The sequence below is a fragment of the Corynebacterium crudilactis genome, assembly GCF_001643015.1.
In the GTDB taxonomy this organism is placed as follows: Bacteria; Actinomycetota; Actinomycetes; order Mycobacteriales; family Mycobacteriaceae; genus Corynebacterium; species Corynebacterium crudilactis.
The window spans coordinates 1,368,056-1,390,713 of sequence record NZ_CP015622.1; the positions used below are offsets into that span (position 1 = coordinate 1,368,056).

17 protein-coding genes, 1 tRNA gene and 1 pseudogene are annotated in these 22,658 nt (G+C 50.9%); 12 read left to right on the forward strand and 7 right to left on the reverse strand.

The features are described 5' to 3' along the window. Nucleotides 1-4: 4 nt before the first annotated feature. The 6 genes and pseudogenes from ccrud_RS06475 to ccrud_RS15705 all read left to right on the forward strand — a co-directional run. Nucleotides 5-2,128, forward strand: a complete 2,124-nt coding sequence (locus tag ccrud_RS06475; RefSeq protein WP_066565388.1) for an ATP-dependent DNA helicase RecG — start codon at nucleotides 5-7, stop codon at nucleotides 2,126-2,128. 19 nt (nucleotides 2,129-2,147) lie between these two features. Further along, a complete protein-coding gene (locus ccrud_RS06480; protein WP_066565389.1) occupies nucleotides 2,148-2,363 on the forward strand; it encodes an acyl-CoA carboxylase biotin carboxyl carrier protein subunit in 216 nt (71 codons plus the stop codon). After that, entirely contained in the window at nucleotides 2,363-2,947 is a 585-nt protein-coding gene (locus tag ccrud_RS06485) for an RsmD family RNA methyltransferase (RefSeq protein WP_066565390.1), read from the forward strand. Before ccrud_RS06480 ends, ccrud_RS06485 begins: the two co-directional genes overlap by 1 nt. A 3-nt stretch (nucleotides 2,948-2,950) precedes the next feature. Then, nucleotides 2,951-3,430 (forward strand): pantetheine-phosphate adenylyltransferase, encoded by a 480-nt coding sequence (gene coaD, locus ccrud_RS06490; protein ID WP_066565393.1) that lies wholly within the window; start codon nucleotides 2,951-2,953, stop codon nucleotides 3,428-3,430. Next, entirely contained in the window at nucleotides 3,430-4,176 is a 747-nt protein-coding gene (locus ccrud_RS06495; protein ID WP_066565396.1) for a sulfite exporter TauE/SafE family protein, read from the forward strand. The genes coaD and ccrud_RS06495 overlap by 1 nt, the downstream gene beginning before the upstream one ends. A 60-nt stretch (nucleotides 4,177-4,236) precedes the next feature. Then, nucleotides 4,237-4,359 (forward strand): annotated as a pseudogene (locus ccrud_RS15705) (PTS nitrogen regulatory IIA subunit); the annotation flags it as partial. Between the two features lie 416 nt (nucleotides 4,360-4,775). On the opposite strand, the gene ccrud_RS06505 reads toward ccrud_RS15705, so the two are convergent. From ccrud_RS06505 to ccrud_RS06515, 3 genes are read right to left on the reverse strand one after another with little or no spacing between them, the layout of a single operon-like run. Further along, entirely contained in the window at nucleotides 4,776-5,540 is a 765-nt protein-coding gene (locus tag ccrud_RS06505) for an amino acid ABC transporter ATP-binding protein (RefSeq protein ID WP_066565399.1), read from the reverse strand. Next, on the reverse strand, nucleotides 5,541-6,500 hold the full coding sequence (locus ccrud_RS06510) for an amino acid ABC transporter permease (protein ID WP_066565401.1): 960 nt from the start codon (nucleotides 6,498-6,500) through the stop codon (nucleotides 5,541-5,543). It lies immediately after the preceding gene. 44 nt (nucleotides 6,501-6,544) lie between these two features. Beyond that, nucleotides 6,545-7,540 (reverse strand): ABC transporter substrate-binding protein, encoded by a 996-nt coding sequence (locus ccrud_RS06515; protein WP_066565403.1) that lies wholly within the window; start codon nucleotides 7,538-7,540, stop codon nucleotides 6,545-6,547. 99 nt (nucleotides 7,541-7,639) lie between these two features. Between ccrud_RS06515 and ccrud_RS06520 the strand changes: the two genes are divergently transcribed. Beyond that, on the forward strand, nucleotides 7,640-8,449 hold the full coding sequence (locus tag ccrud_RS06520) for a DUF1266 domain-containing protein (RefSeq protein ID WP_066565404.1): 810 nt from the start codon (nucleotides 7,640-7,642) through the stop codon (nucleotides 8,447-8,449). Between the two features lie 72 nt (nucleotides 8,450-8,521). On the opposite strand, the gene ccrud_RS06525 is transcribed toward ccrud_RS06520, so the two are convergent. Together ccrud_RS06525 and ccrud_RS06530 are read right to left on the reverse strand one after the other, a co-directional pair. Further along, nucleotides 8,522-9,502, reverse strand: a complete 981-nt coding sequence (locus ccrud_RS06525; protein ID WP_066565406.1) for a DUF368 domain-containing protein — start codon at nucleotides 9,500-9,502, stop codon at nucleotides 8,522-8,524. A 1,033-nt stretch (nucleotides 9,503-10,535) separates the two neighbouring features. Beyond that, nucleotides 10,536-10,612 (reverse strand) — tRNA-Leu (locus ccrud_RS06530). A gap of 179 nt (nucleotides 10,613-10,791) precedes the next feature. On the opposite strand from ccrud_RS06530, the gene polA reads away from it, so the two are divergent. After that, nucleotides 10,792-13,434 (forward strand): DNA polymerase I, encoded by a 2,643-nt coding sequence (gene polA / locus ccrud_RS06535; protein WP_066569632.1) that lies wholly within the window; start codon nucleotides 10,792-10,794, stop codon nucleotides 13,432-13,434. A gap of 9 nt (nucleotides 13,435-13,443) precedes the next feature. Here the strand turns inward: polA and ccrud_RS06540 are convergent, their stop codons facing one another. After that, nucleotides 13,444-14,223, reverse strand: coding sequence for a class I SAM-dependent methyltransferase (locus ccrud_RS06540; RefSeq protein WP_074025441.1), 780 nt, complete (start codon nucleotides 14,221-14,223; stop codon nucleotides 13,444-13,446). A gap of 251 nt (nucleotides 14,224-14,474) precedes the next feature. Here ccrud_RS06540 and rpsA point away from each other — a divergent pair, with 251 nt between their 5' ends. The 3 genes from rpsA (at nucleotide 14,475) to coaE (ending at nucleotide 19,554) form a co-directional block, all read left to right on the forward strand. Further along, on the forward strand, nucleotides 14,475-15,935 hold the full coding sequence (gene rpsA, locus ccrud_RS06545) for a 30S ribosomal protein S1 (protein ID WP_066565408.1): 1,461 nt from the start codon (nucleotides 14,475-14,477) through the stop codon (nucleotides 15,933-15,935). A gap of 993 nt (nucleotides 15,936-16,928) precedes the next feature. Then, nucleotides 16,929-18,941: a glucose PTS transporter subunit IIA gene (locus tag ccrud_RS06550; protein WP_066565409.1), complete on the forward strand. Its 2,013-nt coding sequence runs from the start codon at nucleotides 16,929-16,931 to the stop codon at nucleotides 18,939-18,941. A gap of 10 nt (nucleotides 18,942-18,951) precedes the next feature. Further along, nucleotides 18,952-19,554 (forward strand): dephospho-CoA kinase, encoded by a 603-nt coding sequence (gene coaE, locus ccrud_RS06555; RefSeq protein WP_066565413.1) that lies wholly within the window; start codon nucleotides 18,952-18,954, stop codon nucleotides 19,552-19,554. 37 nt (nucleotides 19,555-19,591) lie between these two features. Here coaE and ccrud_RS15710 read toward each other — a convergent pair whose 3' ends face one another. Next, nucleotides 19,592-20,275, reverse strand: a complete 684-nt coding sequence (locus tag ccrud_RS15710; protein WP_099092688.1) for a hypothetical protein — start codon at nucleotides 20,273-20,275, stop codon at nucleotides 19,592-19,594. A 185-nt stretch (nucleotides 20,276-20,460) separates the two neighbouring features. Between ccrud_RS15710 and uvrB the strand changes: the two genes are divergently transcribed. Further along, nucleotides 20,461-22,560 (forward strand): excinuclease ABC subunit UvrB, encoded by a 2,100-nt coding sequence (uvrB, locus tag ccrud_RS06570; RefSeq protein ID WP_066569635.1) that lies wholly within the window; start codon nucleotides 20,461-20,463, stop codon nucleotides 22,558-22,560. The last annotated feature ends 98 nt before the right edge of the window (nucleotides 22,561-22,658 follow it).

Here is a 22,658-nt window from a genome sequence, read left to right on the forward strand (position 1 = left end):
ACACATGTTGGGTTGGCATGATGAGCGTTTGCTCAAAGATATCCTTCCGGCAAAGGAAGCCACAGCGATTAAAAAGGCGTTGGGGTACACCACTGCGGAAGAATTGCTTCGCCATAATGTGCGCAAATATTCCCACCACGGCTCCGGCGTTGGCATAGGCGATGCCAATGAAGGCGATCTTGTCACCATGGTTGGCCAGGTCGCTTTTGCCAAACAGTCCTATACCCAATCCGGAAAACTCCTGTACAAGGTCACAGTATTAACGGAGACAGAACGCATCGGCATTTCTTTCTTTGGCGCAAAGCATATTCCGCGGATCCTCCCAGAGGGTACCCGTGCGTTGTTTACCGGCAAGGTGAAGTTTTTCCGCAATGAGCCGCAGCTCTCGCATCCAGAGTTCATTGTTATTCCAGATCCAGGCTCCGGGAAGAAGCTCACCACTACTGGTGGCATGAAATCTTTGGCGGCATATGGCGATGTGGAAGAAGTTGCGCTGCGGTTAGTAGATCGCGAATACATTCCGATCTATTCGGGCACGGCATCGATGACCACATGGCGGATTATGGCGGCGGTCCAACGTGTGTTGGAAACCATGCCGGTGATCAAAGAACCGCTTCGTGTGGTGCCCAAGGGGATGCCGAGTTTTGATGAAGCAATCCGCGGCATTCATGATCCAGGAAATCAGCCACCCAGCACGTTTATTAATCGCCTGAAATACAATGAGGCGCTGTCACTGGCTACCGTGATGGCGATTCGGCGTGCCGATACGAAAAACCGCAAAGCGCCACCGATGCCACGAGCACTCAACGGGCATCAACATATGCTCATTGATGCGCTTAATTTCCAGCTCACCGCAGGACAAAAGCAGGTTATTCGTGAGATCAGCGCGGATATTGAACAACGTGCCCCGATGTCTCGGTTGCTTCAAGGTGAGGTGGGTTCTGGTAAAACCATCGTGTCATTGATTGCGATGTTGCAGGCTATTGATTCTGGCCGGCAATGTGCGATGCTGGCGCCTACGGAAGTGTTGGCTACTCAGCATGCACGCAGCCTGTCCAAAACGCTGCGCGATGCAGGCCTAGATATCAACGTTGTGCTCTTGACTGGCTCGATGCCCACCGCGGTGAAAAGGGAAGCACTCCTGGAAATTATCGCCGGTGACGCCGATATCGTGGTGGGCACGCATGCGCTTATTCAAGATGCTGTGGAGTTCTTTGACCTTGGACTGGTGGTGGTTGATGAGCAGCACCGTTTCGGCGTGGAACAGCGCGATCGTCTGCGCACCAAAGGTAGGGAAGGCCTCACCCCGCATCTCTTGGTCATGACAGCGACCCCCATTCCGCGCACCATCGCCATGACCGTATTCGGCGATCTGGCAGTGTCCACATTGAAAGAACTCCCCGGTGGGCGCCGCCCCATCCAAACCTCGGTGATCCCTGATTATAAAACCGGCTGGGTCAAGCGCGGCTGGGAGCGCATTGGAGAAGAAGTCCTTGCCGGACGCCAGGCCTATGTGGTGTGCCCGCGCATCGAAGGCGAGGGCGGCGTGTTAGAAATCCACGCATATCTAGAAGATCAAGTATTCCCAGGCCTCAACGTGGGCATGCTGCACGGACGCATGGATACTGAACTCAAAGATGCCGTCATGCAGGAATTTGCTCAAGGCGATATCGATATTTTGGTAGCCACCACTGTCATCGAAGTTGGTATCGACGTTGCCAACGCCACCGTCATGCTCATCCGTGAGGCCGAACGCTTTGGCGTCTCGCAGATTCACCAGCTGCGCGGACGTGTTGGCCGTGGCAATCATGATTCCCTTTGTCTGCTGCACACCACCTTCGAGGAGGGCTCCCCACAGGGGCAGCGTTTGGCTGCAATTTCCACCACAACAGACGGTTTTCAACTCTCTGAGCTTGATTTATTGGTGCGCCAAGAGGGAGATGTCTTAGGAACACGACAATCCGGCAGCGATACTAAACTGCGCCACCTCTCCTTCATCAGTGATCAAAAAATCATTGAACAAGCACTTATCGACGCCGCCGAGCTGGTTGCCGCTAGCCGCAGCAGGGCGCTTGAGTTGGTCAGCGATATCGCCATGATCAACCAGGAGTACCTGGAAAAGAGTTGATATTGATAGGGTTTAAGCCATGAAGATCTTCGCACCCTTTGCCGGAATCGTCCACTATTTTGTTGACGAAGGCGATCCTGTAACAACCGGCATGCAGCTGGGCACGGTAGAAACAATCAAGCTCGAAGCTCCCATCATGGCACCAGGACCTGGCATTGTTGCTAGCCTTGCCTGTGATGATTTCTCCGACGTCACCGGTGGCGATGAACTCCTTGAGCTGGAGGCAAAAAACTAATGGGACAAACTCGAATCATTGCCGGCGATGCCCGCGGCCGAAAGCTTGAAATACCACCAGAAGGTACGCGTCCAACCTCTGACCGTGCACGCGAAGGCCTCTTTTCCTCCCTGCAGGTACGGTTTGGTTTCGAAGGCCAACGCGTCCTCGATATCTTCGCCGGCTCCGGTGCATTGGGCTTGGAAGCTGCCTCACGTGGTGCAGAAGAAGTAGTGCTCGTTGAATCGAATCCGGCGGCCGTGGAGATTATCCGCCGGAACGCAGACGTCGTGAAGCATCCGCACGTTGTTGTCGCAGAGATGAAGGCGTCCACCTACCTTGCGTCCGCACCCGATAAGTTTTTCACGATGGTGCTCGCCGATCCACCCTATGAGCTTGCCGATGACGCTGTGACCAGCATGCTCGCAGCACTGACTCCAAAGCTTCTCGACGGCGCCGCCGTGGTCATCGAGCGCCACGTAGACTCGCCTGAAACCGCCTGGCCTGCCTGGCTGGTACCAACCACACAAAAGCTGAAAAAACGCACCTATGGCATTGCCCGCATGGACATGGCCGTATTTGATGAATCTCTGCTGGAGGACTAAACAATGAAAGCAGTTTGCCCAGGCTCCTTTGACCCCATCACCTTGGGACATTTGGATATCGTTACCCGCGCTGCCTCGCAATTTGAAGAAGTCACCATCCTGGTCACCGCCAACCCCAATAAGAACACCGGCCTGTTCACCGTGGAAGAGCGCATGGATCTTATCCGAAAATCCACCGCACACTTACACAATGTGAAAGTAGATACCTGGGCCTCATTGCTGGTGGATTACACCACTAAACACGGCATCACCGCACTGGTTAAAGGCCTGCGCAGCTCGCTTGATTATGAATACGAACTGCCCATGGCGCAGATGAACCGCAGGCTCACCGGCGTAGATACCTTCTTCCTTCTCACCGATGAAAAATACGGCTATGTCAGCTCCACCCTCTGCAAAGAAGTAGCACGTTTTGGTGGCGATGTCTCCGGCCTGCTTCCAGACTTGGTGACACAAGCACTCATCGAAAAATATAGCCAAAACTAATGCTCGATCTGGTCAGCATCGGTGCCATCGTCTTCTTTGGCGCCACTCTGCAACGAGTATCAGGCCTCGGGCTTGGACTTGTTGCCGGACCCGTGCTAGCCGTCATCTTAGGGCCTATTGAAGGCATTTTCGTCGTCAATGTCATCTCTACGGTCAATGCCTTACTCAATACCCTCAGCACACGCTCAGCCGTGGATTGGAAAAAGACCAAATTAATCGGCGGAGTGCTGATCTTTGGTTCCATCCCCGCTGCTGTGCTGTTAAACCTTGTTCCCGTAGCCGCAATATTGTCCCTGGTGGGCGTGCTCCTCATCATCGCCCTTGGTGTGGTGACATTCGCCCAAGACAAAGTACCGCAGGTAACAGGACGTTTACCCGCCGTACTTGCAGGTGTCGGCGCCGGATTCATGAATACCCTCACCGGTGCCGCCGGCCCCGTACTTACTGTGTATGGCCAAGCAAGCAGGTGGGAACAACGCTCCTTCTCTGCATCCCTCCAACCACTATTCCTCATTGCTGGGGCTATCTCCGTAGCCGTGAAAATAGTGCTGGGCACAGCCACCCTCTCCCACACCAGCATCTGGGTATGGCCACTATCGGCAGTGGCGATGATCTTGGGAATCTTCATGGGATCGTGGTTGAGCAAGCACATATCTAAAGCAGTCGCACGGAAATTCGCCCTACTGGTGGCACTCGCCGGATCCATCTCAGTGCTTTACAAAGGAATTACTGGCTTGATGAGCTAATGCAGCCTAGACTCTAAAACTTAACTTGTCACAGACACGTGAAGAGGAGGTGACAGCGATATGGGTGTGGACCGACGTATGTGGAAAATGAGTCCTGAACGATTACAGGAACATCTACAACTGAAAAACCGCGCACGACAAATCCCGGACAAGAAGAAACAAAACAATAAAAGGGCCTGCCGAGAAGTTTCTCGGCGGGCTTCCCGCATTTTTAGGGGTCTTGCGGAGATTTCGGGTATAGAAAGTCCTGGAAAAGATTATCGCTGGACGTACTGTGGGCGAGTACCAGACTGGGGGACCAAAACTCGATGTGCGGCTATGGATTTGGTCGCCTGGTCTGGTTTGAGATTTGGGCAACCAGACCAGGTGACCAAAAGTGCATATAGTGGAGTCAATTTTGGTCAGCCTGTCTGGTGAGACAGAGAAGCTCTGGCTAGAGGCTCAAAGAGTGCTCTCTCAGAATCGTTTTTAAGAGCATTGCAGCATCTTTCCGATACGAAGATTCATCCTGAAAACTCGAGGTCTTAAACAGGTGCACGTGGACATAGAAAAACCTGCGAGTCGAAAATGACTCGCAGGCAGTAGAGCGTGAGATTTAGTTAGAGCAGCGAAGACAAGAATTCTTTGGTGCGCTGTTCCTTCGGATTATCCAGCACCTGTTCTGGGGTACCGGCTTCTACGACAACGCCATCGGCCATGAAGACAACCTGATCGGCAACTTCATGAGCGAAGCCCATTTCGTGGGTGACAACCAACATGGTCATGCCGTCGTCAGCAAGCTGCTTCATCACGCGTAGCACCTCACCGACAAGCTCAGGGTCTAGGGCGCTGGTGGGCTCGTCGAAAAGCATGAGCTTTGGTTCCATAGCCACAGCACGGGCAATTGCCACACGCTGCTGCTGGCCACCGGAAAGCTGCACTGGGTAAGCATCTGCCTTGTGGGCGAGGCCAACCTGCTCAAGCAACTCCATGGCACGTGCGCGGGCAACACTTTCAGGCTGCTTCTTCACATGGATGGGTGCTTCGATGATGTTCTCGATCACCGTGCGGTGAGGGAAAAGGTTGAAGTTCTGGAAGACCATGCCGATATCGGAGCGCTGCTTGGCGGCGTCCTTCTCGGCGATTTCGTAGAGCACGCCATCGCGCTCACGGTAGCCAATCAGATCGCCATCAACATAAAGACGACCAGCATTGACTTTTTCCAAGTGGTTCACACAACGCAGCATGGTGGACTTACCGGAACCAGAAGGACCGATCAAACATGTCACAGTACCTTTTGGCACCTGCAAATCAATGCCTTTGAGCACTTCCAAACGACCAAAGTTTTTGCAGACCTGCTCGGCGTGGATCATCAGTTCAGACATTTACTTGTCCTCCTTGGAAATTTCAGGAACAACGGTGACATTGCCAGGGATAGCACCCTCAGCGTCAGCAAGAGCTGCAAGTTGACGAGCAGTCAACGTACGAGTGCTGCCCTTTTCAAAGTGCTTCTCCAGGTAGTACTGAGCAACCATGAGAACCGAAGTGATAACCAAGTACCAGCTCGCAGCAACCAGAAGCATCGGAACTGGCTCAAACAGGGAATAAGCAATATCCATGCTGCGGCCGTACAGCTCCAAAGAATAAGGAATCGCAACAACCAGGGAAGTGGTCTTCAGCATGGAGATCAGCTCATTGCCGGTTGGTGGAATGATAATCCGCATCGCCTGAGGCAAAATGGTGCGGCGCATAGTCATGGACCACTTCATGCCCAAAGCTTTCGACGCTTCCATCTGTCCTTCTGGCACAGCCTGGATACCAGAACGCACGATTTCAGCCATATAAGCAGCTTCGTTCAATCCAAGGCCAATGACGGCAAGCAAGAACATATTAGACAGCAGGCTCTGGAGATCAATTTCGGCAAAACCTAGATTGATGGACTGGTAAAGCGAACCCAATAGTCCCCAGAACACCAACTGAACATAGATTGGAGTACCACGGAAAATCCACAGGTAAAGCCATGCCACGCCCTGCATCACTGGGTTTCCAGACATACGCATGACCGCCAAAATAGCGCCCAAAACCACACCCATGATCATGGACAAGACAGTTAAAGCAATAGTGTGCAATGCAGCTGTAGCAACGCGAGTATCAAAGAGATAAGCGCGGTAGGTATCCCAGCCGTAGGCTTCATTGTTGAAAGCCCCGATGAGGAACCACGCAAGCAAAGCGAGCAGGATTGCTGCTCCGACCCAGCGTCCAGGATGACGCAATGGTTTTGCTTCTATCGGTTTTGGTTGGTGGTGGGCCAATGATGTTTGAGGCCCTGGGTTGAGCTCTGACATAGGTGTTGTAATCCTTAAAATTTTGCTAGTTAAAAGGGTTGTTCTTAGCTAAGAGGCTTTTCGTTGATGAGGGCCTCATCAAGAAGACCTTCTTCAATGCCCCATTGGGTCAAAATACGCTGGTAATCACCAGTATCGATGAGATGCTGGAATGCTGCAGCAGCTGCAGGGGTGAGGTCTGATTCCAGAGGGAAGGCAAAACCAAAAGGTGCAGCGAGGTAAATATCGCCAACCACTTCAATGCGACCCTCTGAGCGTTCCGCAGCCCATGCAGAGACAGGGGAGTCAGCAGCAAGCGCATCAGCACGTCCCAAAATCAGGGCCGTAGCAGCAGTATCTGCAGTTTCATAGGACAAAATGGTGATGGGTTCTTTACCTGCAGCGACACATTCTTCAGACCGCGGCCGGACATCATCTGTTTCGGCCACTGTTGTCCGCTGCACGGCAACCGTGAGACCACAAGCATTATCCGGATCAACGGGAGTATCCCGATCAGTTGCTTGTACCCACTGGACACCTGCATAGAGGAAGTCAATGAAATCAAAATTTGCACGACGTTCTTCATTATCCGTAAAGCCAGAAGCACCAACATCAATGGTTCCAGCTTGAACGGATGGAAGAATCAGGGAGAAATCTTGTTCCTGAGGGGTGAAATCCAAGCCCATAACACCAGCCATGGCGCGGACAAGATCCATCTCCACACCAATGATCTGACCGTCTGAGTCCTTAAACTCAAAAGGTGGGAATGGGGGATTAGCTCCCGCAGTGAGCACACCACGTTGTGCTAATGCTTCTGGTACGAGAGCCTGAATTTCTGGTACTGGAGCCGGAACGATCTGCTCCCAGCCTTCTGGTGTGCCATCTTCTACATTGGTCACACAAGAGGCGAGAGTGAAAGAGGTTGCCACGATGCCGATAGTTGCCACTAAAGCGCGCTTGTGGAACTTAGGGAAACGCAAGGTACTGTGCAGCAGCTTATCCATGGACCTTGTGGGCCGTTTTTGGGGCTGCTTTCGCAATCGGGTGAAACTCTCAATCATGGGCAAAATACTACCTGCCGAGGTGTGATTACCTTAAGTTAGGTTGGTTTCTGTCTATTTCCAATACCTTAGGTAGAAGAAGCTCTAAAATCATTTACTATGTCGAGCGAACAATCCGTCTTCATTATCGTGCTGTTTGGTGCTGTGATTTTATTTAGCATCGTGGTTATCTCCGCGGCATTTCGAACAAGAAAAAGACGCGCGACAGCCCGTGCGCAAGGCATGGCTAACCCGCATAATCCCATATCGAATGTGCCGTGGCGACGGTTCGCAGGCGCATTAGGAGCGATCTATGCACGATCTGAGTGGCATAAATCGCGAGGGGCAAAACGTGTTTATACAGCCGAACAGACTTATTTTGGGTGTGTATCAGCGTTCTCCCTAGGAATGGTGCGCAATATGCTTCGGACTGATTGGGGAGTGAAAAATTCAGCGCAAGCTGTAGCTCAACTCACTAAGAGCATGGAATCAATCAGCATGGTTGCTGCAGCGACTTGGAGAGGCAGTGGGGTATCGCCTGATCAAGTGGAAGAAATTGGAACTGAATTAGTTAAAGAAGGTTTAGCCAAGGAGCATTTTCTTCATTTTCATATGCTTCTCCAACACGTAGATCCAAGTGCAGAATACGATGTGGATGTTTTGGCATTTGATATTGCGCGTGTAGCAAATTTTGTCCGTTGGGCAGGTTATGCAGATTATTTGATTCCTGCCGAAGCACGCTGGTTTCAAGACCAATTGGGAATTGCTGCAGCTGTGTCATTTGAAAGCTGGGAAGAATATGGCGAGGGATATGTCCGTGGTTTAAAAAAGAACTTTAGAGGCGGAAACAAGCCGTATATCAGCGCAGAACAGTGGTTGAACACGGAAGCAGACAGCCCGTGGAAAACCCAGAAGTGGATTAGTGGTTAAAAGATAAAGAAAATCGCCTCAAGCTAGCAGTGTATGCAAGATTGAGGCGATTTTACTATTGGTGTGAAGCTTTTAGCGTGGTTGTTCCTCTAGAACGATCTCAGATTCAGCATTCTTAGAAGAAATCCGCTCAACAAACATGAGGGCAGCAACGATTGCACCACCAAGGAAGACAAGGCCGAAGATCATTACTGCGTTATCGCCTGGTGCGAGCAGATTAGCGTCCGTATCCTGCCAAGGCCACAGAGCACGGAGAGAACCCAACATCAGTCCTGCCATGATGGTCAACGTGATGGTGCGGTGGTATTCCAAAACATAGGACAACACCTTCACAAACAAGATGACACCAGTGAGTGCACCTGCGATAAAGACACCGATGACGGTCCAATCGCGATCAGACAAAGAAGCCATAATTGGGGCGTACAAGCCAACTGCCAGTAGGAAGAAAGAACCAGAGACACCAGGAAGCACCAGTGCACACACTGCAATAGCAGCACAAACAAAGATCAAGATCAGAGAAGGATCAGTACGCGGTGCACTGGTAAAGGAAGTGCCAAAGAAACCAAGGAAAGCACACAGAATAAACAATGGAACCACAACTGCCAGGCGCTTTTTCGCATCACGCATATCCATCATGCCGAGTGGAACCAAAATGGAAACAGCAACCATGCCCAAGAACAATCCACGAGTGATCTCTGGATAGTCATCGACAACAGTGTGCAAAATTGAAGACATAGAAAAGACCATGACCACCATGCCCACTGCAACGGCACCAAAGAACCACCAGTCAATTTTCGCCGCAGCTTCCTTGAGCTTGGAACGATCCTTGATCAACACCTTGATCAGGTCGATGAGCAAGTTACCATTATGCAACGCACGCTCGTAGAGGCCAAGCACCAAAGCAACAGTGCCACCGGAAATTCCGGGCACCAACTCAGCCATTCCAATCAATCCTCCGCGGATGATATTGAAAATCACCGCGAGTGGAGTCTTTTTAGTCTTGGTCGGGTAGACGTGGTGTACGTCTGGGGCGTCCGCGTTGGTGGCGCTCATAGGAATCCAATTATCTTTCTTAGGCTCTGGGCAAAACGCCTCTCACTATACGTGTTACTAAAGATAAGTGGGTAGCTGGTGAAGCGTGATTATTGTTTCGTGCGCCAATTTAAATGGACACTTTTAGATGCTGGTGCAAATTTCAGGTGGAGAGCTATGATGCTCGTTATCTGTCATTCTCCGATACTGGCTGTATGGCAGTGTTCTTGGGAAGTTGCATAATGACTGTAGGTAGTCAGATCTTATCTATATGCGGAGAATGAAAGAGCTTGAGCGATTTCTACGAAGATTTTCGTGGTGATATCAAGTTCTGAAACTTGTTTATTTATTGAGTTCTTATAATTCAGGAGAATGCATTTCAACTTGGAATAAGCTGAAATTCATTTATATGCCCCTTGATTTAATGCCGTGGGAGTTGATTTGAAATGCATAATCGCGAGCTTGGAAATGCGACCCTTCGATAATTTATCCCGTTGATCAGAAATCGGTTTCTCTTGACGCAGTTAGGAAGTCGGCAAAGGCTGTTTTCAAAGAATGGGGAGGAAGTTAATAAGGCAGCTCTGTTTATAGGAGAACTCAGGGTGAGAGAGTTCGGAGGAGAATGGTCCTCTTATATTTCAACGGATAGTGATTTGGAAAAGCTTTGGAATTCTTCGTGATTTCTGGCGCTAGTGATCCTGAAGGTTTATCCGCAGTAGGCAACTGGACTCGAATGGCAAATGAAGGAACGATACCTGGCCCGCTTTCTGACCTTGTTTCTTGCCTCTAAGGACTGAGACGAATTTGAGTACTTGTCTTAACTATGCGTAGTCATAGGTTTTTACAGTCACGTACTAAAGGCTTCTTGTGTTCTTTCAGCGTGTAATGACGGTGCACTGGTATAAACCTTTCAAGTTTCCGTCTGCACACCCTTTCCCCGAAATTAGCCACGACAATTCCACGACATGTGGGACAGATATAGGGCTTTATTACGCTGCGTTGAAAAAATAAAACCTCCGACACACTGTATAAACAGTGTGTCGGAGGTTTTAAGTGGTGCCCCTGGTCGGACTCGAACCGACACTGGACGGGTTTTGAATCCGTTGCCTCTGCCAATTGGGCTACAAGGGCATTAATCAATAACAAAACAAGCTCAAGTGTTTTCTGAGCGCGTCTTGCTGACTGGAAATAATATTAGACCATTAGTGATTCGGAATGGAAATTGGGGCTCTGATTTGGGTGAATGTGTCGTGGGTTTTGGCTCTCGCCTACACTCGGGAGGCGTGACTGAGAAGACTGACCAGACCTTAATGCTTATTGATGGCCACTCCATGGCCTTCCGTGCGTTCTTTGCTCTTCCTGCAGAGAATTTCTCTACGTCGGGAGGGCAGGCCACTAATGCTGTCTATGGCTTTCTCTCGATGTTGTCCACGTTGTTGAAGGAAGAAAAGCCTACGCATATCGCTGTGGCTTTTGATGTGGGACGTAAGACCTTCCGTACGGATATGTTTCCGGCGTATAAAGCGCAGCGTGATGCCACTCCGCCTGAGTTCAAGGGTCAAGTGGAGATCCTTAAAGAGGTGTTGGCCACGTTGGGTATTACGACTGTGGAGAAGATTGACTTCGAGGCGGATGACGTTATCGCAACTCTTGCTGTTGCGGCGAAGCCGTTGGGCTTCAAGACGTTGATCGTGACCGGTGACCGTGATTCCTTCCAGTTGGTCAATGGCACCACCACGGTGCTGTATCCGATGAAGGGTGTGTCGGTTCTGCACAGGTTTACTCCTGAAGCAGTTGAGGAGAAATATGGTTTGACGCCGCAGCAGTATCCGCAGTTTGCGGCGCTTCGTGGTGATCCTTCCGATAACTTGCCTAATATTCCTGGTGTCGGTGAAAAGACCGCGACAAAGTGGATTATTCAATATGAAACTTTGGATAACCTGCTGGATCATGCTGATGAGATCAAGGGCAAGGTCGGCGAGAACCTCCGTGAACGCATTGAGCAGGTGCGGATGAACCATCGTTTGACGGAAATGGTGAAGGATCTGGAACTGCCTGTTGGCCCTGATGATATGGAGATGAAACCAGCTCAGGTGGCAGAAGTGGCTGCCAAGTTCGATGATCTGGAATTTGGTACTAATTTGCGTGAACGCGTTCTTGCGGTGGTGAAAACCGAGGGAACAGTAGCCCCAGTGGTGGAGGTTGAAGCGGAACAGGTGGTCGTCGATACGCAATCTTTGGCGCAATGGCTGCCGGCGCGTGCTGGCCAGGCGCTTTCGCTGGCGCTGACTGGCGTGGCTAAACCTGCAGGTGGCGATACCTATGCGGTGTCGATTGCCGATACGCAGCGCCACGCGGTGCTGGCTGATCTAGCCGATATTTCCGCCGAAGACGAGCAGGCCTTGGCAACGTGGTTGGCATCTGAGGATCCGAAACTGTTGCACGGCGCTAAAGCCGCCTATCACATGCTCGCTGGTCGCGGTTTTGATTTGCGCGGCGTGGTCCATGACACGGCCATCGCGGCTTATTTGCTGCGTCCAGGGCAGCGCACCTACGAGCTTGCCGACGTCTACCAACGGCATCTTCAGCGACAGCTTTCCACCAATGACAATGGTGGACAATTGACTTTGCTCGATGCTGCCGATGATCAATCTTTAGTAGACGATGCCATTGCGATTTTGGAATTGTCTGAAGAACTCACCAAGCAGCTTCAAGATATTAAGGCTTTTGAGCTTTATTATGACCTGGAAATTCCGCTGTCGGGAATTTTGGCGCGCATGGAATCCATTGGCATCGCTGTTGATGTGGAGACTCTTGAAGAGCAGCTCAAGACATTTATTAGTCAAGTTGCACAGGAAGAAGAAGCAGCCCGCGAGCTCGCTGAAGATCCAACCCTGAACCTGTCTAGCCCGAAGCAGCTGCAAGTTGTACTTTTTGATACCTTTGGCATGCCAAAGACCAAGAAGACCAAGACGGGCTATTCCACGGCAGCAGCGGAAATCGAAGCTCTGGCAATCAAGAATCCACACCCATTCTTGGATCACTTGTTGGCGCACCGCCAGTACCAAAAGATGAAGACCACCCTGGAAGGTCTCATCCGTGAAGTCGCTCCTGATGGACGCATTCACACCACGTTTAACCAAACAGTCGCATCTACCGGCCGTTTGTCTTCAACGGACCCTAATTTGCAGAACATTCCAGTACGCACGGAAGCTGGACGCAAGATTCGTTCTGGATTTATTGTTGGCGAAGGCTATGAAACCCTGCTCACCGCCGACTACTCCCAGATTGAAATGCGCGTGATGGCGCACCTTTCCCAGGACCCAGGTTTGATTGAGGCCTACCGCGAAGGCGAAGACCTCCATAACTATGTGGGCTCCAAGGTGTTTAATGTGCCTATTGATGGCGTGACACCTGAGCTTCGTCGTCAGGTCAAGGCTATGTCTTATGGTCTTGTTTATGGTTTGTCTGCGTTTGGTTTGTCTCAGCAGCTCAGCATTCCTGCTGGTGAAGCGAAGAAAATCATGGAGTCTTATTTTGAGCGCTTCGGTGGTGTGCAGCGTTACCTGCGCGAAATTGTGGAAGAGGCCCGCAAGGCTGGCTACACCGAAACGCTCTTTGGGCGCCGCCGTTACCTGCCAGAGCTCACCTCAGATAATCGCGTTGCCAGGGAGAATGCAGAACGTGCTGCGTTGAACGCTCCGATTCAGGGCACTGCCGCAGACATTATTAAGGTGGCGATGATTCGTGTTGATCGTTCCCTCAAACAAGCTGCCGTGAAATCTCGCGTCCTACTGCAGGTTCACGATGAATTGGTCGTGGAAGTAGCAGCCGGCGAGTTAGAACAAGTACGCGAAATTTTGGAGCATGAAATGGATAGTGCCATCAAACTATCTGTTCCTCTAGAAGTTTCCGCAGGCGATGGCACTAACTGGGATGCCGCAGCACACTAAGGGCGAAATTTAGCCCTCAAGTGTGGCCACGAAAATGGCCGTACCGGGGAAAAGCTTGCCACGAAGTGGTGACCACTGTCCCCAGTTGTCCTTCAGCTCATCGGGCCATTCTGGTTCGATGAGCTGATCGAACCGGAAGGAGGCGTCGATAAGCTCCTTAATCCGCGCGCCCATGGTGCGGTGCTGTTCCGCATAGCTCAAGGTACCGGTGTCCTCATCTTCTTCGACATAGCCGCTTTGATCGAAGTAGTTGGTGATTACAGTTAGCCCTGCGGCGCCTGGATCGTCGAGGAAAATCCAGCGCATCGGGTGCGTGATGGAGAAAATAAGGCGTCCGCCCGGTTTGAGGACACGCGCAATTTCCTTCATCAGTGCTCCGGAATCCTCCACGAAAGGGATCGCTCCGAAAACGGAAAAGACAACATCAAAAGAGTTATCAGCGTAGGGGAGTGACATCGCATCGGCTTGGACCAGGTGTGCTCCATGATCTTGACCTGCATAGCTCAGCATCTGGGCGGAAATATCAAAAGCGGTGACAAAAGCTTCGGGAACCTCATTAGCGAGCCAACGCGCACAAGGGGCGGAGCCGCAGCCGATTTCAAGAAGTTTCTTGTTCGCAAGTTCTTCCGCTGTGCCAAGTAGGCGGACGTCTTTTTCGTGGAGCATCTCCGGGCACCAATAAAATTCGCCATGAGGAGAATCATTTCCGAGATACTCCGGATGGCGGGTGTGATAATCATCAGCGTCTATGTCCCACCAATATCTATTGGCCTGAGAAAAGTCGCTCAATTGTGGTGCAGAAGATTTCTCATGTGTCCCATTGGTATCGTACGTGCGCATTGTTGCAATTCTATTTGCTCTAGCTGCATAAACGGCGTACTGTTTATAGGGCGTGTCGTTGCGTCATGTATCGGTGTGTTCTTGTAGGAAAACATATCGAACGTGAACGTGAGATCAAAACCCCGTCTACACAGGGCATTTGAAAGACATTGCCTCCTGTCCATTTTCGAATTTCCTATCCATTTCGGAGCAATTTACACATGCCCACCAATAATGCACCTCAGGTAGCCATCAACGACATTGGCTCTGCTGAGGACTTCCTTGCAGCAATTGACGCAACCATCAAGTACTTCAACGATGGCGACATCGTCGAAGGCACCGTGGTTAAGGTCGATCGTGACGAGGTACTTCTCGACATCGGATACAAGACCGAGGGTGTTATCCCATCCCGCGAGCTTTCCATCAAGCACGATGTCGATCCAGACGAGGTTGTCGAAGTCGGCGACCAAATTGACGCTCTTGTCCTCACCAAGGAAGACAAAGAAGGCCGTCTAATCCTTTCCAAGAAGCGTGCTCAGTACGAGCGTGCTTGGGGCGCCATCGAGGAGCTCAAGGAAAAGGACGAGCCTGTCACCGGTACCGTCATCGAGGTCGTCAAGGGTGGCCTCATCATCGACATCGGACTGCGTGGCTTCCTGCCTGCTTCCCTCGTCGAGATGCGCCGCGTCCGCGACCTGGATCCATACATCGGCCAGGAGCTCGAAGCTAAGATCATCGAGCTGGACAAGAACCGCAACAACGTTGTTCTGTCCCGTCGCGCATTCCTCGAGCAGACCCAGTCTGAGGTCCGCTCCGAGTTCTTGCACCAGCTTCAGAAGGGCCAGGTCCGCAAGGGCGTCGTCTCTTCCATCGTCAACTTCGGCGCATTCGTCGATCTCGGCGGTGTCGACGGACTGGTTCACGTTTCCGAGCTTTCTTGGAAGCACATTGACCACCCATCCGAGGTTGTCACCGTTGGCGACGAAGTCACCGTTGAGGTTCTCGAGGTCGATCTCGACCGCGAGCGCGTATCCCTCTCCCTGAAGGCAACTCAGGAAGATCCATGGCGCGTCTTCGCACGCACCCACGCTGTGGGCCAGATCGTGCCAGGCAAGGTCACCAAGCTCGTTCCATTCGGTGCGTTCGTTCGCGTCGAAGAGGGAATCGAAGGCCTCGTTCACATCTCCGAGTTGGCTCAGCGCCACGTTGAGGTCCCTGACCAGGTCGTCGCAGTTGGCGAAGAAGTCATGGTCAAGGTCATCGATATCGACCTCGAGCGTCGTCGTATCTCCCTCTCCCTCAAGCAGGCTGACGAAGATTACACCGAAGAGTTCGACCCATCCAAGTACGGAATGGCTGACTCTTACGACGAGCAGGGTAACTACATCTTCCCTGAGGGCTTCGATGCAGAGACCAACGAATGGCTCGAAGGCTTCGACGAGCAGCGTCAGGCTTGGGAAGCACGCTACGCAGAGTCCGAGCGTCGCTACCAGTCTCACACCGCTCAGATCGAGCGTCGCCGCCAGCAGGCTGAAGAGGCTGCAGCTGAGGCTCCAGCAGGCAACTACTCCACTGATTCTGCAGAAGATGCACCTGCAGCAGAAGCAGTTGAAGAGACCGCTGGCTCCCTCGCTTCCGATGAGCAGCTCGCTGCTCTTCGCGAGAAGCTTGCAGGCAACTAATAGTTGCTGCACCTCTAAGAGGTTTTGCTGACGTTGACAGCAACACTTCTTAGAGTTTGCTCCGCATAAACACCCCACACTTTCCCTTTGTTAAAAAGGGCGGAGTGTGGGGTGTTTTGTTATGCGTGGGTTTTTTGCGGGTAGCGGCGTGAAGTCCTATTGTTTGAATTTGTGGGGATTAACTTTAGGGCCTTGCCGTGGACTGGGGATCGGCAGCGGGGCAGTGCTGTGTGGAAAAAGTATTTTCCGTAGGAGGGATTATTTACTGCTTAGGCACCTCAAGGGGAGTTTAAAGCCTGATTGCGGGCGGTCTTAGGTGGGCGGAATTGGCTATTTGATTAGAGCTCCGGCGTAAGGACGTTTTGAAGGGGTTTTTCTTGTCATTCATATGTGAATTAGATCAAAAAAGTGTGTCAATTTATTGCCATATTAATTGTATTTATTACCTTATATATTTTCCGAGCCGCCAGCGCGGGCAGTGGTGCAGGTCACATTAAATTACTTAAACCTGAAATATCACAGAGGTTAAAGAAGTGTTCCCCGATTTTTTCATCGGGTAGGGTGGGGCCCGGCTTTAGGGCGGAGCGTGCTCATATTATTGGGGCGGTTTTGGGTTACTGGGAAGTGTGTTGCTGTTGTGCATTTTTCAGAGTTGCAGGTCGGGCGCACTCAAACGTATTACCTTTTTGGTTTGTATGTATTCAGCTTGTTTTGCATTTGCTTCGGGCATATTATGATGGGTGACTTATCGCTTAATTGAAAATGAGTGTGATCCATCACAGTGTTCTTGTGGTGGAGCTCGGGCTGCCGAGTAAAAAATTTTACCTGTTATGCAATCGTTTTCACGCATAAAGGGGCATTGCCAGTTAAGTGATAGGCGCTGAGGAATTGAACCCGATTCTTTTTCGGCCCATTTCGTAAGGGCGTGCCTCTGAAGTGGATAAGGCACATGACCCCTTCAGAAGACAGGCCCTACGTTTAGAAAGGTTTGACATGGCGTCCAAACTAACGACGACATCGCAACATATTCTGGAAAACCTTGGTGGACCAGACAATATTACGTCGATGACTCACTGCGCGACCCGCCTTCGCTTTCAAGTGAAGGATCAATCAATTGTCGATCAACAAGAGCTAGATTCTGATCCAACGGTCCTCGGGGTTGTACCTCAAGGATCTACAGGAATGCAGGTTGTAATGGGCGGCTCTGTTGCCAATTATTACCAAGAAATCCTGAAGTTGGACGGTATGAAGCACTTCGCTGACAGCGATAGCGAGGAGAGCTCATCAAAGAAGGAATACGGCGGAGTCCGTGGCAAATACTCATGGATTGACTATGCCTTTGAGTTCTTGTCTGATACTTTCCGACCAGTTCTGTGGGCATTGCTTGGTGCCTCACTAATCATCACTTTGCTGGTACTCGCTGATACTTTCGGCATGCAGGACTTCCGTGCACCAATGGATGAGCAGCCATCCACCTATGTGTTCCTGCACGCTATGTGGCGTTCGGTGTTCTACTTCCTACCCATCATGGTAGGTGCTACTGCAGCTAGGAAGTTGGGAGCCAATGAGTGGATCGGTGCAGCTATCCCAGCAGCGCTGTTGACTCCAGAGTTCTTGGCTTTGGGAGCTGCAGGCGATTCCGTTACCGTCTTTGGTCTGCCGATGGTTCTTAATGATTACTCCGGCCAGGTATTCCCACCGCTGATTGCAGCTGTTGGATTGTACTGGGTGGAAAAGGGTCTTAAAAAGATCATTCCAGAAGCCGTCCAGATGGTATTCGTGCCATTCTTCTCACTGCTGATCATGATCCCAGCAACTGCTTTCTTGCTCGGACCATTCGGTATTGGTGTGGGTAATGGTATTTCGAACGTGCTGGAATCAATTAATAACTTCAGCCCATTCATTCTCTCTATCGTGATTCCGCTGCTTTACCCATTCTTGGTTCCTCTTGGACTGCACTGGCCTTTGAACGCCATCATGATTCAAAACATCAGCACCTTGGGATATGACTTCATCCAGGGCCCAATGGGTGCATGGAACTTTGCCTGCTTTGGCCTCGTAACTGGCGTATTCCTGCTCTCTATCCGTGAACGAAACAAGGCCATGCGCCAGGTTTCCCTCGGTGGTATGCTAGCTGGCTTGCTTGGCGGTATTTCCGAGCCTTCCCTCTACGGTGTGCTTCTTCGATTTAAGAAGACCTACTTCCGTTTGCTGCCAGGCTGTTTGGCCGGCGGTATCGTAATGGGAATCTTCGATATCAAGGCATACGCCTTCGTGTTCACCTCCTTGCTCACCATTCCTGCAATGGACCCTTGGTTGGGATACACCGTCGGTATTGCTGTTGCGTTCTTCACCTCAATGTTCCTCGTATTGGCACTCGATTACCGCTCTGATGCAGAACGTGACGAAGCCCGTGCCAAGGTAGAAGCAGAGAAGAAGTCAGAAGAAAATACTGTAGCTCCAGCACAGGTTCCAGTTGCTGCAGCTGGTACCACCGCTGCAGCAACGGCTGTTGCAGCCAAGCCCAAGTTGATAGCTGGTGAAATGGTAGAAATCGTTTCTCCACTTGAGGGTCGTGCTGTGCCGTTGTCTGAAGTCCCAGACCCAATTTTTGCAGCAGCGAAGCTTGGCCCAGGTATCGCCATTGAACCAACTGGAAACACTGTTGTAGCACCAGCTGATGCCACCGTTATCCTGGTGCAGAAATCTGGTCACGCTGTGGCATTGCGTTTGGACAGCGGCGTTGAAATCCTCATCCACGTTGGCTTGGATACTGTCCAGCTTGGTGGAGAAGGCTTTGAAGTTCATGTTGTACGCAAACAACAAGTTAAAGCAGGAGATCCTTTGATCACCTTTGATGCAGACTTCATTCGCTCAAAGGATTTGCCTCTTATCACCCCGGTTGTAGTATCAAATGCTGCAAAATTCGGCGACATTGAAGGTATTCCTGCAGCTCATGCAGATTCTTCCAGGACTGTAATTAAGGTCAACGGCAAGAACGAGTAATCTGGGATCCATGTTGCGAATTGGATTAACTGGAGGGATCGGCAGCGGTAAATCTACCGTTGCCGATCTTTTGTCATCTGAAGGATTTATTATCGTCGATGCAGATCAAGTTGCTCGCGATATCGTCGAACCTGGTCAGCCAGCATTAGCAGAGCTTGCTGAAGCTTTTGGCCAGGACATTCTCAAACCTGACGGCACTTTGGATCGTGCAGGTTTAGCCGCCAAAGCATTTGTTAGCGAAGAACAAACAGCGCTGTTAAATGCGATTACCCACCCTCGAATCTCTGAAGAATCAGCCAGCCGCTTCAAGGAAGCCGAAGCTAATGGAGAAAAAGTTGCGGTATACGATATGCCGCTGCTTGTAGAAAAGGGGCTCGACCGCAAGATGGATCTTGTGGTTGTAGTTGACGTTGACGTAGAAGAACGCGTCCGCAGATTAGTGGCAAAACGAGGCCTAACGGAAGAAGACGTCAGGCGTCGAATTGCCTCTCAAGTTCCAGACGATGTGCGCCTTAAAGCTGCAGATGTTGTTGTGGATAATAATGGATCTCTAGAGGATCTACGTAAAGAAGCAGACCGCCTCATTGCAGAAATTCTTGGTCGAGTGAACTAAAAATAACCCACCGTCACATAAAATGACGGTGGGTTATTTAGATTCGGCTATGCTCACTTTTTCTTGTCTTCAAGGAATCAATAAGTGAGGAGAGCTGATCATTGCAGGAGTTTATTTCCTGTGTTAACTCCGTGAGTATGTCGTGGGGCAGTGTCGTTGTATTAGTAGCAGCAAGACGTTGTTCAGTTTCAAGCGCAGAGTCTCGGACCTGTTCAAGCTGTAGCGCGAGCTCTGCCGCGGTACGAAGAATATCTGTGTTATTGCCTGTTGACGTGAGGAATTCAGACCATCTTCCCAAGACAGACGTGAGATGGTTTTGCTCTTTGAAAATAATGTGTCGGAGCTTTTCTAATTGGATATGAAGGCTCGGGGAGTCAATTGCTGAGGGGATAGTTAAAAACCGTGGGGAAATTGCACCACGACTGAGGTCACTGTGCTTTTCATCCGCCAATTGATGAAGTAAGGAAGTCAGCGCCATGTGGGTGACTGGTTCCCATCTGGCTTCGAGTTGGCGTTGATGAAAACGGTTAATAAATACTGTTGTGAGTAAGAAAGAAACGAGACCTGCTGCCAGTCCGGAAAGAATCACCATCTCTTGCCAGAGGGTGGTGGAGATGTCGATCCAAATAATGATCAAAATTAGAGCAAGTGCCCCAAGTATGGTGCCGACTTGTAGTACATCACGAAAAAACGGGGATGTGGTTCTTTTAGGGCCGCGCATGATGAGTCTCTCATTTCATCTGGAATTTTTAGCTGGTTAAACAGGTCTAACCTCTGACTTTAACGGAATGTATGTCCGGGTGATGAAGGATGTCGAAACTTGGGGTGAGACGTCGAAAGCATCTGTTTGCGTGTGGTTTTGCGGCGGCCCGCAACGTGTCGCCCCTGTGGCGTATCCTTGAATGCATGGCTTTTGCTGCTGAACAACCTGTCCTGTCCCATTCTGAGCATCGCCCGGTGGGTGATATTGAGCGTAGTGATGACGAATTTGTCGTCGTTAGTGAATTCCAGCCTGCGGGTGATCAGCCGGCGGCTATTAAAGAACTCGATGAGCGCTTAGACCGCGGTGAACGTGACGTGGTGTTGATGGGTGCTACTGGTACGGGTAAATCAGCGACGGCTGCGTGGTTGATCGAAAAGCAGCAGCGTCCCGCTTTGGTAATGGCGCCGAATAAGACGTTGGCTGCGCAGTTAGCCAATGAGTTGCGGCAGCTGTTGCCCAATAACGCGGTGGAGTATTTCGTGTCTTATTACGATTACTACCAGCCAGAAGCGTATATCGCGCAGACTGATACTTATATTGAAAAGGATTCCTCGATCAATGAGGATGTGGAGCGTTTGCGTCACTCTGCAACGTCTAGTCTGTTGAGCCGGCGTGACGTCGTGGTGGTGTCTTCGGTGTCGTGTATTTATGGCTTGGGCACACCACAGTCTTATTTGGACCGCTCTGTGGTTTTAAATGTTGGCGAGGAGATTGATCGGGATCGTTTCCTACGCTTGCTGGTAGATATTCAGTACGAACGCAATGATGTGGGCTTTACTCGAGGTGCGTTCCGCGTCAAGGGCGATACCGTGGATATCATTCCGGCCTATGAAGAGTTAGCGGTGCGCATTGAATTTTTCGGCGATGAAATTGATGCGCTGTACTATATCCATCCGCTTACTGGCGATGTGATCCGCAATGTGAAAGAGATCCGCATTTTCCCGGCAACTCACTATGTTGCAGGTCCTGAGCGTATGGAAAAAGCGGTCGCAGATATTAAGGCGGAACTGGAAGATCGCCTCGCTGATCTTGAAAACCGCGGCAAGCTGCTGGAAGCACAGCGTCTTCGGATGCGTACTGAATATGACCTGGAAATGATTGAACAGGTTGGTTTTTGTTCAGGCATTGAGAACTACTCGCGACATATTGATGGCCGTGGGCAGGGCACTTCGCCTGCGACATTGATTGATTATTTCCCAGAAGATTTCCTCACCATCATCGATGAGTCCCATGTGACCGTCCCACAGATCGGCGGCATGTTCGAGGGCGATATGTCCCGTAAGCGCAACCTGGTGGAATTCGGTTTCCGCCTGCCATCCGCGATGGATAATAGGCCATTGACCTGGGAAGAATTTGATGAGCGCCGTGGACAAACAGTCTTTATGTCTGCAACTCCAGGCAAGTTTGAGATTGCTGCCGCTGAGGGTGAATTCGTGGAGCAGGTAATTCGTCCAACCGGTCTTGTGGATCCAAAGGTCACCGTGAAGCCTACGAAGGGGCAGATCGATGATTTGATTCATGAGATCCGCCTGCGCACAGATAAAAATGAGCGTGTCCTGGTCACTACGTTGACCAAGAAGATGGCTGAGGACCTCACAGATTATCTGCTGGAAAATGGCATTCGGGTGCGTTATCTACACTCCGATATTGATACGTTGCAGCGAGTTGAACTGCTACGTCAGCTGCGCTTGGGTGAATATGATGTGCTGGTTGGCATTAACTTGCTGCGTGAGGGCCTGGACCTGCCAGAAGTCTCTCTTGTCACGATCTTGGATGCCGATAAGGAAGGTTTCCTGCGTTCTACCACCTCACTGATCCAGACCATTGGCCGTGCTGCCCGAAATGTGTCCGGTGAAGTAATCATGTACGCCGATAAAATCACGGATTCAATGCAGAATGCCATCGAAGAAACTGATCGACGCCGCGAAAAGCAGGTGGCCTATAACAAGGAGCACGGCATTGATCCGCAGCCACTTCGCAAAAAGATCGCCGACATTCTCGACCAGGTGTATGATAACGCTTCTGAATCATCTGGTGCATCCGTGTCGGGAGACACTGCCGTTGTTAGCAAACCAGATGTCTCCAGCATGCCGGAAAAAGAAGTGCAAAAGCTTATCGACGACCTCAGCGCTCAGATGGCTGCGGCCGCACGTGAGCTCAAGTTTGAGCTCGCTGGTCGCTTACGCGATGAGGTCTTTGAGCTCAAGAAAGAACTGAGAGGTATCAAGGATGCAGGCATCTAAGTCTGCTTGCTCACTTAAACCCATGAAAACAGTACTTAAGCTTTCATTCTTTTGTTAGACTTGGGCACTAATTACAGATATACAGGGGTCTCGTTCTT

Coding starts and splice junctions, on each gene's coding strand:
- uvrB (WP_066569635.1), top strand. CDS start 20,461: ATGGCTTTTGCTGCTGAACAACCTGTCCTGTCCCATTCTGAGCATCGC.
- ccrud_RS06520 (WP_066565404.1), top strand. CDS start 7,640: ATGTCGAGCGAACAATCCGTCTTCATTATCGTGCTGTTTGGTGCTGTG.
- polA (WP_066569632.1), top strand. CDS start 10,792: ATGCTTATTGATGGCCACTCCATGGCCTTCCGTGCGTTCTTTGCTCTT.
- ccrud_RS06480 (WP_066565389.1), top strand. CDS start 2,148: ATGAAGATCTTCGCACCCTTTGCCGGAATCGTCCACTATTTTGTTGAC.
- ccrud_RS06515 (WP_066565403.1), bottom strand. CDS start 7,540: ATGATTGAGAGTTTCACCCGATTGCGAAAGCAGCCCCAAAAACGGCCC.
- coaD (WP_066565393.1), top strand. CDS start 2,951: ATGAAAGCAGTTTGCCCAGGCTCCTTTGACCCCATCACCTTGGGACAT.
- ccrud_RS06525 (WP_066565406.1), bottom strand. CDS start 9,502: ATGAGCGCCACCAACGCGGACGCCCCAGACGTACACCACGTCTACCCG.
- ccrud_RS06485 (WP_066565390.1), top strand. CDS start 2,363: ATGGGACAAACTCGAATCATTGCCGGCGATGCCCGCGGCCGAAAGCTT.
- ccrud_RS15710 (WP_099092688.1), bottom strand. CDS start 20,275: ATGCGCGGCCCTAAAAGAACCACATCCCCGTTTTTTCGTGATGTACTA.
- rpsA (WP_066565408.1), top strand. CDS start 14,475: ATGCCCACCAATAATGCACCTCAGGTAGCCATCAACGACATTGGCTCT.
- ccrud_RS06550 (WP_066565409.1), top strand. CDS start 16,929: ATGGCGTCCAAACTAACGACGACATCGCAACATATTCTGGAAAACCTT.
- coaE (WP_066565413.1), top strand. CDS start 18,952: ATGTTGCGAATTGGATTAACTGGAGGGATCGGCAGCGGTAAATCTACC.
- ccrud_RS06495 (WP_066565396.1), top strand. CDS start 3,430: ATGCTCGATCTGGTCAGCATCGGTGCCATCGTCTTCTTTGGCGCCACT.
- ccrud_RS06505 (WP_066565399.1), bottom strand. CDS start 5,540: ATGTCTGAACTGATGATCCACGCCGAGCAGGTCTGCAAAAACTTTGGT.
- ccrud_RS06475 (WP_066565388.1), top strand. CDS start 5: ATGTTGGGTTGGCATGATGAGCGTTTGCTCAAAGATATCCTTCCGGCA.
- ccrud_RS06510 (WP_066565401.1), bottom strand. CDS start 6,500: ATGTCAGAGCTCAACCCAGGGCCTCAAACATCATTGGCCCACCACCAA.